The organism is Streptomyces sp. NPDC091280, assembly GCF_044768565.1.
Lineage (GTDB): Bacteria > Actinomycetota > Actinomycetes > Streptomycetales > Streptomycetaceae > Streptomyces.
Genome location: NZ_JBIVUZ010000001.1, coordinates 897239 through 910265, shown reverse-complemented (window position 1 = coordinate 910265; position 13027 = coordinate 897239). Strand labels below are relative to the sequence as shown.

Sequence of the window (13027 nt, the reverse complement as noted above, 5' to 3'; positions counted from 1 at the left end):
GTGGGTGTACTTGAGGGCTTCGAGGAGCTGTACGGCACCGCTCCCGAGGGCGTCTGGGCCGCGCCGGGCCGGGTCAACCTGATCGGCGAGTACACCGACTTCAACGAGGGCTTCGTGATGCCGCTCGCCCTGCCGCACACGGCGGTGGCGGCGGTCTCGCGCCGCACGGACGGCGTCCTGCGCCTCCACTCGGCGGACATCGAGGGCCCGGTCGTGGAACTCCACGTGGCCGAACTCGCCCCGCGCACCAACACCAGCTGGGCCGCGTACCCGGCGGGCGTGGTGTGGGTGCTGCGCGAGGCGGGCCACGAGATCACCGGCGCGGACATCCACCTCTCCTCCACGGTCCCGACGGGCGCGGGCCTGTCCTCGTCGGCCGCCCTGGAGGTCGTCACCGCCCTGGCCCTGAACGACCTCTTCGAACTGGGCCTGACCGGACCGGAGTTGGCCCGCTTCTCGCAGCGCGCCGAGAACGACTTCGTCGGCGTCCCCTGCGGCATCATGGACCAGACGGCCTCGGCCTGCGCCGAGGAGGGCCACGCGCTCCACCTCGACTGCCGGGACCTGTCGATCCGCCAGATCCCCTTCGACCTGGCGTCGGAGGGTCTGTCGTTGTTGGTCGTGGACTCCAGGGTCAAGCACGCCCTCGGCGACGGCGCCTACGCGGAACGCCGAGAGGGCTGCGAGGAGGGCGCCCGCCGACTCGGCGTGCCCTTCCTGCGGGACGTGGCGTACGAGGACCTGGACGCATCCCTGGCCCGCCTCACGGACGAACGCGTCCGCCGCTACGTGCGCCATGTCGTCTCCGACGACCACCGGGTCGACCAGGTCATCTCCCTCCTCGACGCGGGCGAAGTCCGGGCGATCGGCCCGGTCCTGACGGAGGGCCACATCTCGCTCCGCGACGATCTGCGCATCTCCTGCCCGGAGTTGGACCTCGTGGTCGACACGGCGGTCACCGCCGGCGCGCTGGGCGCCCGCATGACGGGCGGCGGCTTCGGCGGCTCGGCGATCGTCCTGGTCGAGGCCTCGGACACGGACACGGTGACGAAGGCGGTGGAGGAGGCGTTCGCGGGCGCCGGCTATACGGCACCTCGGGTGTTCCCGGCGGTGCCTTCTGCGGGGGCTCGGCGGGTGGGCTGACGGCGGGGCCGGTCGCGGTGCGTACGGGGTGAACTCGGGTCGGCCCGGCTCGCTGCCCTCTGGGAAAGCGTCGCCGGGAACCTGACACTCTCCTGATGACCCCTGATACGCCTGCGACCGAACCGGAGACGGCTTCGGCCGACGACCTCCGGAAACTGATCTCCCCGGTGCGCTACGTCCTGTGGGACCTGGACGGTCCGATCTGCCAGCTGTTCGCGGGGTACTCCGCGCCCAAAATAGCCAACAGACTGGTCAGTTCACTCGAACAGGACAAGCAGCTCGAACTGCTGCCCATGGCGGAACGTTTACGCAAGGACCCGCACGCCATGCTGGCCGGCATCGGCCAACGGCATCCGGACACCGACCAGGTCGTGAAACTGGAGGAGTGGCTGACCGGCGAGGAACTGAAAGCGGTCGGCTCCGCTCGTGACACCCCGCACGCCGAGGACGTCATCCGGGCCTGGGCGGGCCTGGGCGTCCAGTTGGCCGTCAGCACCAACAACTCGGCCCGGGCGGCCACCGCCTACCTCGCAGCCAAGGGGCTCGACGGCTTCTTTCCGCACGTCTACGGGCGTACGCGCGACCTCCACCTGATGAAGCCGGACCCGCACTCCCTGCTGCTGGCGCTCGACGCGATGGACGCCGAACCGTCCGAGGCGCTGATGCTCGGCGACGCGCCGACGGACTACGAAGCGGCCCGGACCGCTGGAATCCCCTTTCTGGGATACGCGTGCGACCTCCCCAAGGTTCGGGCGTTCCGGCGGGCGGGAGTGGAGCCGTCGCGGATGGTGCCCTCCCTCAAGGAGGTCTGGGACGTGCTCAGGTCTCAGGGATGAATCACCAGCAGGAAGAGCAGCAGTGCCACCCACCACAGGTGCGATGACCGCCGCCCCTTCGCATCCTTGTGGACCTTCTCGTCCTTCGCTTCTTCGGGTGCCTTCCCCTGCTTCGGCGCCATCGGCGAGGCGATCAGGATGGAGGCCAGGATCAGAAGTGCTGCACCAGGGGTGCCGTACGGTGTCCATGACTGCTGATCGAGAACAGCCTGGACGACTAACCTTGCGAAATCCCGGGTGATCATTCAGGACCCCCGTCCGATTCAGTGAAGTCGGCCAATTGGACCAAATTGGCTCGTGGTTGGTATCCCCGGACTGCTTGATCCCGTAACCACCAGTTCAATCTGTCCGCCAATCTGACCGGAACTGGTTTTCGCCACCGACCTTGCGAGGTACGGTCGTTGTGTGAGTGACGGCGGACGCGACGAGGTCGGCGGAGCGGTCGAGAGGGTTCTGACCGAACTGCGTCGCCGCATCCTGGCCCACGAGTACCCAGGGGGCGGCATGCTGCCGCCCCAGCGGGATCTGGCCACCTCGCTCGACGTCTCCCGGGACACCGTGCAGCGCGCTCTGCGAGAACTGCGCGAGGAGGGCTGGATCGTATCCCGTCAGGGCAGCGGTTCACGCGTCGTCATCAAGGCACCTGAAGCCGCTTCCGCCCGGATACAGAGGGTGGGAATGGACTGGTTCGTCAAACGGGCTTTCGCGCAAACAGAAGTAAGGCTTGACGTCTCCTGTTTGACGTCCGAATCGCTCGACGTACATCTCCGCGTCCAGGCCGTGGATATTCTTGCCGGTTCGGCTCCCGTGCCGGAAAGGATCAGGCTGCGCATGCTGCTTCCGGACCGGGAGATGCCGATGCCGGTCCCGCGGAACATCGCCGCACCGGATGACAAGAGAGTCGTGGAGCGCCTGGCGGTGATCTCCGACCGCTGTCTGTCGTCCCTGGAGGACACACTCCGGAATCTCCGGGCCAACAGCCCGGTCCAGGAGGTGGGCTTCGAGGTCAGGCGTGTTCCCGTGATGCCGACGTCCAAGTTGTTCCTGCTCAACGAGACGGAAGCCTTCCAGACCATGTACAAGCTGGTCCGTCGGCGCATTCCGTTGGGCGGGACGGAGGAGGTGGAGGCACTCGACATCCTGAGCGTCGGCGCCACCGGCACCTACTTCGACAAGGGCGAGGGCGTGGACGACACCCAGGCCGCCTGGGTGAGGGACCAGCAGGAATGGTTCGATTCGCTGTGGGAGCACCTCGCCGTGTGACACCCACGGGTATCACGAGTGGCCGAAATGCACTCACGAACACCTGCTTCACACTATGCTCCAGAGGTTTTCCAACCCTTGAGCAGCCTGCGGGAGCACGCCCTGCTTCAGGTGTCTCCCAGGAGTGAAGTGTCCATCGAAGTCGATGCCGGCGACGAGTTCGTGCGGCTGGCCCAGAACATTGGCACCAAGAGCCGCGGCCATCACAACCGTAACTATGTGCTGCCTCTTACCGAAACCATGGCCCGACTCTGTGGGGGCGAACCCGGCACCCACGTGCTCGTGCGCGTTCCGAGACCGGACGCCGTCCCGGTAGTGATCAGAACGTGGTCCGAAGCCCAGCTGTTGCGCTCGCTCAGAGGCGTGCTGCCGAACGTTCCACAATGCCTGGCCAGTACAGCCACGGCGACTGTGCTCAGCTACGTGGAGGGTGAGCCACTGTCCGCTGTGTGCCCGGACGGGAAGCGCGTGAAGCAGTCGTGGATCTCGGCCATGGTCGAAATCCTCGCCCAGACAGCTGCGTTAGGCCGGAAAGAGCTACCGGCGCTGCCTCACGACTGGCCTCGTTACGGTTCGGACAGTCGGGGCTACCTGGCCGCTCTTACGCAGTTGGCCGACCGTCAGATCCGCCGACCCAGCTGGTCTGTGTACGGCGGCCTGTTCAGCCAACTGGGAGTTCCGGAGGACGTGCTGGCCCAGATGGCCGAGAAGGCACCGGTCATGGCCCCCCGTCCCTGCGGCTTGCTTCACGGGGACTTGCATCGCGACAACATTGTCCTCACGACCGACTCCCGTGTAATCGCTGTCGACTGGGAGCTTGCTACGTACGGCGATCCTCTTTACGACCTGGCAACCCACCTGGTCCGCATGCGCTACCCGAACAAGCAGCACAAAGCCGTGATCGACTCATGGGCCGAAGCCATGGAGTCGACCGTGCCGGCCGCGGCCAAGGGTATGGAAAAGGATCTGCCGTACTACCTTGATTTCGAACGGGCCCAGTCGGTCTTTCCCGATGTCATAAGAGCTGCGCGATCACTGCGGCAGGGCTCGCAGCGGAAACGTTTGTGGGACGGCCTCCTGTACAAGGCCGAGGCGGCCGTGTGGCAAGCACTCCAAGTCGGCGCGGAGCCTCTTGGCCTGCGGAATGTTCCCAGCCGGGCCAAGGTGCGCGACGTTCTGCACCGGTGGCAGACAGCAGGCTCTGAAGAACCGGGACGACCCGGGGAACGGTGTCCCCAAGCGCGCCAGCCCCGTGTAAGTCTGTCCCGCAGGCTGAAGGCATTCCGCTCAGCCTTCTCGGATGCGGGTGCTGTGGCGGCCATCGTCATGGGCGGCTGCGCTGTGCTTGGTGCCTTCCAGAAGGGAGCTGGGCTTGACGGCGCCCCTGCACCGGATTGTTCCCGAGAGCATGGCAACAGGCACCCGGTGACGGAGCGTACGGGTTGAGGCGAGCCACCGAGCACGCCGAGGGCGGCCGCACGGCGCGGTGGCCGCCCCCTCACCCAAGCCGCTTCGTCAACGTGTACTCCGTAACCCCCGGCGGATAGTCCGCGATCACGCACACCACCTCGTACCCCTGCTTCTTGTAGAAGTCCGGGGCTTGGAAGTCCCAGGTCTCCAGGCGGGCCGCCACACAGGCGCGCTCCTCGCGGGCGATGCGCTCCGCTCGCGCGAGTAGCCGGGAGCCGAGTCCCGTCCCCCGGTGTCGGCCGTCCACCCACAGATACGTCACGTGGAGCCAGTCCGCCCAGGTGTGGCAGACCGCTCCGCCCGCGAGGTCACCGGAGTCGTCCAACGCCCAGACCTGAAGTGGAACTTCGCGTTCGCGAGGGGTTCCGCGCAGGGCGCGGAGGACCGGGGACGCGGTCGTGTTGGTTTCGAGCAGCCGGGCGCGGAGCAGATCGCGTCGCGCTCTGTCGACTTCCGTCTCAATACGAAACATGCGGCTCACCATAAACGTGCCGGACAGTCAGTTCTGCAAATTGGGTTCCGCTGCTGCGCCCCGGCCGTACGCTGTGAACAGCACCGGTGGGGGCCGGTGCTGATCAGGGGGCGAGACAAAGTCGGGTACGACGCCCGATGTGGGGGTAGCAGTCTCTGCACGGCGGCGGCCGTGCGGCTTCGGCCGCTCCCGGGCGTCGTACCCGCAGCCATCGCTTCGTCTCCCGACGATGAGGTATCCCCTGCTCCACCAGGAGCCTGGGGAAGGGGGTTTCGTGGTTCGCATCCGAGTCCTGGTCGTCGACGACCATCGCATCTTCGCCGAATCGCTCGCCGCGGCACTGGCGGCCGAGCCCGATGTCGACGTGTCCGCGGCCGGGAGTGGTCCCGCCGCGCTGCGCAGCATGGAGCGCGCGAACGCCGAGGGCCGTAGATTCGACGTCCTGCTGGTGGACGCCGACCTGGGCGGCAATGTGCAGGGCATCCGGCCCGCCGTGCCGGTGCAGGCGGGCAACGAGGACGGGCTGGTGGACGGGATCTCCCTGGTCGCCGGGGTCCGTTCCGCCCAGCCGAGCGTACGGATGGTCGTCCTGGCGGAGAAGGACGATCCGCGCCGGGCCGCGCTGGCGTTGCAGGCCGGGGCCTCGGGCTGGGTCGCCAAGGACTGTTCGCTGTCCAGGCTGCTGACCGTCATCCGAGGCGTCCTGCGCGACGAGACGCATCTGCCGCCGGCCCTGCTGACCGGGGTCCTGCGGGAGTTGACGGCCGCGCGCAAGCACCGCACCGAGAGCGAGCGGCTGGTGGAGTCGCTGACTCCGCGGGAGCGCGAGGTGCTGCGCTGCATGGTGGCCGGTCTGGGGCGGAAGGCCGTGGCCGAGCGGCTGTTCCTGTCCCCGCACACGGTCCGGACGCATATGCAGAACGTGCTCGGGAAGCTCGGGGTGCACTCGACCCTGGCGGCGGTCGCGCTGGCGCGGCGCGCCGGTGTCGGGCCCGTCGACCTAGCCGGGGATGTTGTCGAACGGGGCGGTCAACTGGCGTAGCAGTCCCGCCAGTTCGCCCCGCTGGGCGCGGGAGAGTTCCGCGAGGATCGCGCGCTCCTGCGCCAGCAGTCCGGCCAGGGCCTGGTCCGCGCGGTCCTGGCCCTCCTCGGTGAGCCGGACCAGGACGCCCCGGCGGTCGCTGGGGTCGGGCAGCCGTTCGACCAGGCCCTTCTTCGCCAGCCGGTCGATGCGGTTCGTCATCGTGCCGGACGTGACCAGGGTCTGTGTCAGCAGCTGGCCGGGGGAGAGCTGGTAGGGGCTGCCCGCGCGCCGCAGCGCCGTCAGCACGTCGAACTCCCAGGGCTCCAGGCTGTGCTCGGCGAACGCGAGCCTGCGGGCCCGGTCCAGGTGCCGGGCCAGTCTGCTCACCCGGCTGAGCACCTCAAGCGGCTCCACGTCGAGGTCCGGGCGCTCCCGGCGCCACGCCGCGACAAGCCGATCGACCTCGTCCTCCATGACGATCAGTGTAGTGGTTGTGTCGACGTGAAGTCTCTTGATATCAACTAACTCGTATCAAAGTCTCTTGACGTCGAGATAAATGGGGTGGAGGGTGGGTGTCATGACGACCACTTGGGACCCCGCCCAGTACCTGCGGCACGCCGACCACCGCGCCCGCCCCTTCACCGACCTCCTCGCCCGCGTCCCCGACCTGCCCTCCGCCCCGCCGCGCATCGCCGACCTCGGCTGCGGCCCCGGCAACGTCACCGCCGTCCTCGCCGACCGCTGGCCCACCGCCCGCGTCACCGGCTACGACAACTCGCCCGAGATGCTCGCGAGGACCGAGCCCTACGCCGGTCCCACGGCCGGCGGCGGCAGCCTCGACTTCGCCCACGCGGACGCCACGACCTGGACGCCGGCCGAACCGTACGACCTGATCGTGTCGAACGCGGCCCTCCAGTGGGTGCCGGGGCACCTGGACCGCTTCGGCGACTGGGTCTCCGCGCTCCTCCCCTCCGGCACCCTCGCCTTCCAGGTGCCGGACAACATCGACGCGCCCCTGCACGCCCTGATGCGCGAACTCGCCGCCACCGCCCGCTGGAAGAGCCGGCTCGGCGAGGTCCTGCGGCGCGAGGACTCCGTGCACGCGCCCGGCGTCTACCTCGACCGGCTGGCCCGCCTCGGCTGCTCGGCGGACGTCTGGCAGACGACGTACCAGCACGTCCTGCCCGGCCCCGACCCCGTCCTCGACTGGGTCAAGGGCACCGGACTGCGCCCGGTCCTCACGGCCCTCGCCGACGACCCGGAGGCACGGGACGCGTTCGTCGCCGAGTACCGCGACCTGCTCCGCGAGGCGTATCCGGCGGCGGAGTACGGCACGGTGCTGCCGTTCCGGCGGCTGTTCGCGGTGGCCCGAAAGGGGGTGTGAGCGGTGCTCGCGGCCGTGGACCACGTGCAGTTGGCGGCCCCGGAGGGGACCGAGGACGCGCTGCGCGCCTACTACGTCGGCGTCCTCGGCATGACCGAGATCCCGAAGCCGCCGGCGCTGGCCGCGCGGGGCGGCTGCTGGTTCGGGGCCGGGGCCGTACGGCTCCACCTGGGGACGGAGAAGGACTTCCGCCCGTCGGCCAAGGCCCATCCCGGGCTGCGCGTCACCGGCATCGAGGCGTACGCGGCCCGGCTGGCGGCCCGTGGCGCGAAGGTCGTCTGGGACGCGGAGCTGCCGGGGCACCGGCGCTTCTACTCGGAGGATCCGGTGGGCAACCGGCTGGAGTTCCTGGAACCGGAAGGCTGAACCGCGTTTGCCGGACGGGATCGCGGCTACCCGCGTGGTGACCGAGTTCCGATCCGACCGGGAGTGATGAACGTGGCGAAGGACGAGAAGGCCAAGGCCAAGAAGGAACAGGTCAAGGGCAAGGTCAAGGAGACCGTGGGCCGGGCCGTCGGCAACGAGACGATGAAGGCCGAGGGGCGGGCCGAGAAGGCCAAGGGTGACGCCCGGCAGGCCAAGGAGAAGGCCAAGGACGCGTTCAAGCGCTGAGCCGAGGGACGACGACCGACAGCGAAGGGGCCCCTGCTTCTCGGCAGGGGCCCCTTCCGCGCGCTCAGCTCTTGCGGTGCCCTATCAACCGCGGCTTCGCCTCCAGCCCGTCCAGCCCGTGCCAGGCCAGATTGACCAGGTGCGCGGCCACCTCCGCCTTCTTCGGACGGCGGACGTCCAGCCACCACTGGCCGGTCAGCGCGACCATGCCCACCAGGGCCTGGGCGTAGAGCGGGGCGAGCTTGGCGTCGAAGCCGCGGCTCTTGAACTCGCGGCCCAGGATGTCCTCGACCTGCGTCGCGATGTCCGAGATCAGCGACGCGAAGGAGCCGGTGGACTGGGGGATGGGGGAGTCGCGGACCAGGATGCGGAAGCCGTCCGTGTACTCCTCGATGTAGTCGAGGAGCGCGAAGGCTGCCTGCTCGCAGAGTTCGCGGGGGTGGCCGGCCGTCAGGGAGCTGGTCACCATGTCCAGCAGGCGGCGCATCTCGCGGTCCACGACCACCGCGTACAGGCCCTCCTTGCCGCCGAAGTGCTCGTACACCACCGGCTTGGAGACCCCGGCCTTCGCCGCGATCTCCTCCACCGAGGTGGCCTCGAAACCCTTCGCGGCGAAGAGCGTGCGACCGACTTCCAGCAGCTGGGCCCGGCGTTCGGCTCCCGTCATCCGGGTGCGGCGCGCGCGCCGGGGCTTCTCGTCGCTCGGGGTGCTGCTGGGATCGGTCGCCACGGCGTCAATCATGCCGCCTTCGCCGACTCCTTCCGGGGCCGAGAGCCTTCCGCGGCGGGGATACGGCGTGAATCGATACGCGAGCGTGACGGCCAGCGCACGTCGTAGGCCCAGCCGAGCTGCTCGCACCAGCGGATGATCCGCGCCGAGGAGTCCAGCTGGCCGCGCATCACACCGTGCCGCGCGGACGTCGGGTCGGCGTGGTGCAGGTTGTGCCAGGACTCGCCGCAGGACAGGATCGCCAGCCACCACACGTTGCCCGAGCGGTCCCGGGACTTGAAGGGGCGGCTGCCGACTGCGTGGCAGATCGAGTTGATCGACCAGGTGACGTGGTGCAGCAGCGCCACCCGCACCAGCGAGCCCCAGAAGAAGCCGGTGAAGGCGCCCCACCAGGACATCGTCGCCAGCCCGCCGATCAGCGGCGGGAGCGCGAGCGAGAGCATCGTCCAGAAGATGAACTGGCGGGAGATCGCCCGGATCGTCCGGTCCTTGATCAGGTCCGGCGCGTACTTGTCCTGCGGGGTGCGCTCCTCGTCGAACATCCATCCGATGTGCGCCCACCACAGGCCCTTGACGAGGGCCGGCACCGTCTCGCCGTAGCGCCACGGCGAATGCGGGTCGCCCTCCGCGTCGGAGAACTTGTGGTGCCTGCGGTGGTCGGCCACCCAGCGCACCAGCGGCCCCTCCACCGCCATCGACCCGGCGATGGCGACGGCGATCCGCAACGGGCGCTTCGCCTTGAAGGAGCCGTGGGTGAAGTAGCGGTGGTAGCCGATCGTCACGCCGTGGCAGCCGAGGTAGTAGAAGAACACCAGCAGGCCGAGGTCCAGCCAGCTCACCCCGCCCCGGCTCCAGGCCAGCGGCACGGCCGCGATCAGCGCCAGGAACGGGACGATGATGAAGAGGAGAAGGGTGAGCTGCTCCAGCGACCCCTTCTTCTCGCCGCCCAGGGTGGCGGCGGGCAGTGGAGTGCCGTCGTCGTTCGCCCGCGGGGCGTCGTCGATCACATCGGAGCTCGTGGTCATGGGCGTCCCCTGTGGGGTTCGGAGGTGGAGGCGAAGCGTCGGACGGCGGGAGCCGGGCAGCAACAGTTCAGCATGTACTTCCCTACGGTTCCGTAACCTACGGCGACGTAAGTATGGCAGCGTGTCGACCGGCGGACGAAGCCCGTGAGACCGCGCGTCAGAGTGGACACCTATCCTTGGTGTCGGTCGGACAGCGCGGTCCGCTCTGTTTTCTTCCCGGATGTCCGTCCCGTATGCGGCAGCCGCCGCGGGACCGCCCTCCGGGTCCCCTCCAGACGAGCTTCAAACACTGCAAGGAGCCGCACCTGTGAGCAGTGCCGACGACCAGGCCACCACGACCAACAACGAGCTGCGCGCCGACATCCGGCGCCTCGGCGACCTGCTGGGCGAGACCCTCGTCCGCCAGGAGGGCCCCGAGCTGCTGGAACTGGTCGAGAAGGTCCGCCGCCTCACCCGGGAGGACGGCGAGGCCGCCGCCGAGCTGCTGCGCGGCACCGAACTGGAGACCGCCGCCAAGCTGGTCCGCGCCTTCTCCACCTACTTCCACCTGGCCAACGTCACCGAACAGGTGCACCGAGGCCGTGAGCTGCGCGCCCGGCGGGCCGCCGAGGGCGGACTCCTCGCCCGCACCGCCGACCGCCTCAAGGACGCCGACCCCGACCACCTGCGCGAGACCGTCAAGAACCTGAACGTCCGCCCGGTCTTCACCGCGCATCCCACGGAGGCGGCCCGGCGCTCGGTGCTGAACAAGCTCCGGCGCATCGCCACGCTCCTGGAGACCCCGGTCATCGAGTCCGACCGCCGCCGCTACGACACCCGGCTGGCCGAGAACATCGACCTGGTCTGGCAGACCGACGAGCTCCGGGTCGTCCGGCCGGAGCCCGCCGACGAGGCCCGCAACGCCATCTACTACCTCGACGAGCTGCACGCCGGCGCGGTCGGCGACGTCCTCGAAGACCTCACCGCCGAACTGGAGCGCGTCGGCGTCAAGCTGCCCGACGACACCCGCCCGCTCACCTTCGGCACCTGGATCGGCGGCGACCGCGACGGCAACCCGAACGTCACCCCCCAGGTCACCTGGGACGTCCTGATCCTCCAGCACGAGCACGGCATCAACGACGCCCTGGAGACCATCGACGAGCTGCGCGGCTTCCTCTCCAACTCCATCCGCTACACGGGCGCGACGGACGAACTGCTGGAGTCCCTCCAGGCAGACCTGGAGCTGCTGCCCGAGATCAGCCCCCGCTACAAGCGGCTCAACGCCGAGGAGCCCTACCGGCTCAAGGCCACCTGCGTCCGGCAGAAGCTGGAGAACACCAAGAGCCGCCTGGCCAGGGACACCCCGCACCAGCCCGGCCGCGACTACCTGGGCACCGCCGAGCTGCTGCACGACCTCACCCTGATCCAGACCTCCCTGCGCGCCCACCGCGGCGGCCTCTTCGCCGACGGCCGCATGGACCGTACGATCCGCACGCTCGGCGCGTTCGGCCTCCAGCTCGCCACCATGGACGTACGGGAGCACGCGGACGCCCACCACCACGCGCTCGGCCAGCTCTTCGACCGGCTCGGCGAGGAGTCCTGGCGGTACGCGGACATGCCCCGCGAGTACCGCGCCAAGCTGCTCGCCAAGGAACTGCGGTCGCGCAGGCCCCTCGCGCCCACCCCGGCGCCTGTCGACGCGGCCGGCGAGAAGACCCTCGGCGTGTTCGAGACCGTCAAGAAGGCCCTCGCCGTGTTCGGGCCCGAGGTCATCGAGTCGTACATCATCTCGATGTGCCAGGGCGCCGACGACGTGTTCGCCGCCGCCCTGCTCGCCCGCGAGGCCGGTCTGATCGACCTGCACGCCGGCTGGGCGAAGGTCGGCATCGTGCCGCTCCTGGAGACCACCGACGAGCTCAAGGCCGCCGACACCATCCTGGAGGACATGCTCTCCGACCCCTCCTACCGGCGGCTGGTCGCGCTGCGCGGGGACGTCCAGGAGGTCATGCTCGGGTACTCGGACTCCTCGAAGTTCGGCGGGATCACGACCTCGCAGTGGGAGATCCACCGCGCCCAGCGGCGGCTGCGTGACGTGGCGCACCGCTACGGCGTACGGCTGCGGCTCTTCCACGGCCGCGGCGGGACCGTCGGCCGCGGCGGCGGTCCGTCCCACGACGCGATCCTCGCCCAGCCCTGGGGCACCCTGGAGGGCGAGATCAAGGTGACCGAGCAGGGCGAGGTCATCTCCGACAAGTACCTGGTGCCGTCACTGGCCAGGGAGAACCTGGAACTGACGGTCGCCGCCACCCTCCAGGCCTCCGCCCTGCACACCGCCCCGCGCCAGTCCGACGAGGCGCTCGCGCGCTGGGACGCGGCCATGGACGTGGTCAGCGACGCGGCCCACGCCGCGTACCGCAGGCTCGTCGAGGACCCGGACCTGCCGACGTACTTCCTCGCGTCGACGCCGGTCGACCAGCTCGCCGATCTGCACCTGGGCTCGCGGCCCTCCCGCCGTCCCGGCTCCGGTGTCTCGCTCGACGGACTGCGCGCCATCCCGTGGGTGTTCGGCTGGACCCAGTCCCGGCAGATCGTGCCCGGCTGGTTCGGTGTGGGCTCGGGGCTGAAGGCGCTGCGCGAGGCCGGGCTCGACACCGTGCTCGACGAGATGCACGAGCAGTGGCACTTCTTCCGGAACTTCATCTCCAACGTCGAGATGACCCTCGCGAAGACCGACCTGCGCATCGCCCGCCACTACGTCGAGACCCTCGTCCCCGCCGAGCTCCAGCACGTCTTCGCCGACATCGAGGCCGAGCACGAACTCACCGTCCGCGAGGTCCTGCGCGTCACCGGCGAGGCCGAACTCCTCGACGCCACCCCGGTGTTGAAGCAGACGTTCACCATCCGCGACGCCTACCTGGACCCGATCTCCTACCTCCAGGTGACCCTCCTCAAGCGCCAGCGCGATGAGGCGGCGGCCGGTGCCGAGCCCGACCCGCTGCTCGCGCGGGCCCTGCTCCTCACCGTCAACGGCGTGGCGGCGGGCCTGCGCAACACCGGCTGACCGAGGAGCGTGCGGCGGCGTTCAGGCG

General features: G+C 69.4%; 14 protein-coding genes. 9 read left to right on the top strand and 5 right to left on the bottom strand.

Annotated elements, in window-relative coordinates:
- Both galK and ACIQPR_RS04175 read left to right on the top strand, forming a co-directional pair.
- Entirely contained in the window at positions 1 to 1143 is a 1143-nt protein-coding gene (gene galK, locus ACIQPR_RS04180; protein WP_403641573.1) for a galactokinase, read from the top strand.
- A 95-nt stretch (positions 1144 to 1238) separates the two neighbouring features.
- Positions 1239 to 1979: an HAD family hydrolase gene (locus tag ACIQPR_RS04175; protein WP_403641570.1), complete on the top strand. Its 741-nt coding sequence runs from the start codon at positions 1239 to 1241 to the stop codon at positions 1977 to 1979.
- Here ACIQPR_RS04175 and ACIQPR_RS04170 read toward each other — a convergent pair.
- Positions 1970 to 2224 carry a hypothetical protein gene (locus tag ACIQPR_RS04170; RefSeq protein ID WP_403641567.1) on the bottom strand — a complete coding sequence of 85 codons (255 nt, stop codon included), beginning with the start codon at positions 2222 to 2224 and terminating at the stop codon, positions 1970 to 1972. The genes ACIQPR_RS04175 and ACIQPR_RS04170 overlap by 10 nt on opposite strands.
- 160 nt (positions 2225 to 2384) lie before the next feature.
- Here ACIQPR_RS04170 and ACIQPR_RS04165 point away from each other — a divergent pair, with 160 nt between their 5' ends.
- Both ACIQPR_RS04165 and ACIQPR_RS04160 read left to right on the top strand, forming a co-directional pair.
- A complete protein-coding gene (locus tag ACIQPR_RS04165; protein WP_403641564.1) occupies positions 2385 to 3242 on the top strand; it encodes a winged helix-turn-helix domain-containing protein in 858 nt (285 codons plus the stop codon).
- A 129-nt stretch (positions 3243 to 3371) separates the two neighbouring features.
- Positions 3372 to 4688: an aminoglycoside phosphotransferase family protein gene (locus ACIQPR_RS04160; RefSeq protein WP_403641561.1), complete on the top strand. Its 1317-nt coding sequence runs from the start codon at positions 3372 to 3374 to the stop codon at positions 4686 to 4688.
- A 52-nt stretch (positions 4689 to 4740) separates the two neighbouring features.
- Here the strand turns inward: ACIQPR_RS04160 and ACIQPR_RS04155 are convergent, their stop codons facing one another.
- Entirely contained in the window at positions 4741 to 5196 is a 456-nt protein-coding gene (locus ACIQPR_RS04155) for a GNAT family N-acetyltransferase (RefSeq protein WP_403641558.1), read from the bottom strand.
- Between the two features lie 262 nt (positions 5197 to 5458).
- Between ACIQPR_RS04155 and ACIQPR_RS04150 the strand changes: the two genes are divergently transcribed.
- Complete coding sequence (locus ACIQPR_RS04150) at positions 5459 to 6226, top strand: response regulator transcription factor (RefSeq protein ID WP_019066623.1); 768 nt, start codon at positions 5459 to 5461, stop codon at positions 6224 to 6226.
- On the opposite strand, the gene tamR is transcribed toward ACIQPR_RS04150, so the two are convergent.
- The gene (tamR, locus tag ACIQPR_RS04145) at positions 6185 to 6682 is read right to left on the bottom strand and encodes a MarR family transcriptional regulator TamR (protein ID WP_019066624.1); all 498 of its coding nucleotides are present in this window, start codon (positions 6680 to 6682) and stop codon (positions 6185 to 6187) included. The two genes, ACIQPR_RS04150 and tamR, sit on opposite strands and share 42 nt — an antisense overlap.
- 103 nt (positions 6683 to 6785) lie before the next feature.
- Here tamR and ACIQPR_RS04140 point away from each other — a divergent pair, with 103 nt between their 5' ends.
- From ACIQPR_RS04140 to ACIQPR_RS04130, 3 genes are all read left to right on the top strand, one after another.
- Positions 6786 to 7592: a trans-aconitate 2-methyltransferase gene (locus ACIQPR_RS04140; RefSeq protein WP_403641554.1), complete on the top strand. Its 807-nt coding sequence runs from the start codon at positions 6786 to 6788 to the stop codon at positions 7590 to 7592.
- Between the two features lie 3 nt (positions 7593 to 7595).
- Positions 7596 to 7958, top strand: coding sequence for a VOC family protein (locus ACIQPR_RS04135; protein WP_403641551.1), 363 nt, complete (start codon positions 7596 to 7598; stop codon positions 7956 to 7958).
- A gap of 72 nt (positions 7959 to 8030) precedes the next feature.
- A complete protein-coding gene (locus tag ACIQPR_RS04130) occupies positions 8031 to 8204 on the top strand; it encodes a CsbD family protein (protein ID WP_403642913.1) in 174 nt (57 codons plus the stop codon).
- Positions 8205 to 8268: 64 nt separating this feature from the next.
- Here the strand turns inward: ACIQPR_RS04130 and ACIQPR_RS04125 are convergent, their stop codons facing one another.
- Together ACIQPR_RS04125 and ACIQPR_RS04120 are read right to left on the bottom strand one after the other, a co-directional pair.
- On the bottom strand, positions 8269 to 8946 hold the full coding sequence (locus ACIQPR_RS04125) for a TetR family transcriptional regulator (RefSeq protein WP_403641548.1): 678 nt from the start codon (positions 8944 to 8946) through the stop codon (positions 8269 to 8271).
- The gene (locus tag ACIQPR_RS04120) at positions 8943 to 9959 is read right to left on the bottom strand and encodes an acyl-CoA desaturase (protein ID WP_403641546.1); all 1017 of its coding nucleotides are present in this window, start codon (positions 9957 to 9959) and stop codon (positions 8943 to 8945) included. Before ACIQPR_RS04120 ends, ACIQPR_RS04125 begins: the two co-directional genes overlap by 4 nt.
- Positions 9960 to 10266: 307 nt before the next feature.
- Between ACIQPR_RS04120 and ppc the strand changes: the two genes are divergently transcribed.
- The gene (ppc, locus tag ACIQPR_RS04115; RefSeq protein ID WP_403641543.1) at positions 10267 to 12999 is read left to right on the top strand and encodes a phosphoenolpyruvate carboxylase; all 2733 of its coding nucleotides are present in this window, start codon (positions 10267 to 10269) and stop codon (positions 12997 to 12999) included.
- Positions 13000 to 13027 lie beyond the last annotated feature (28 nt).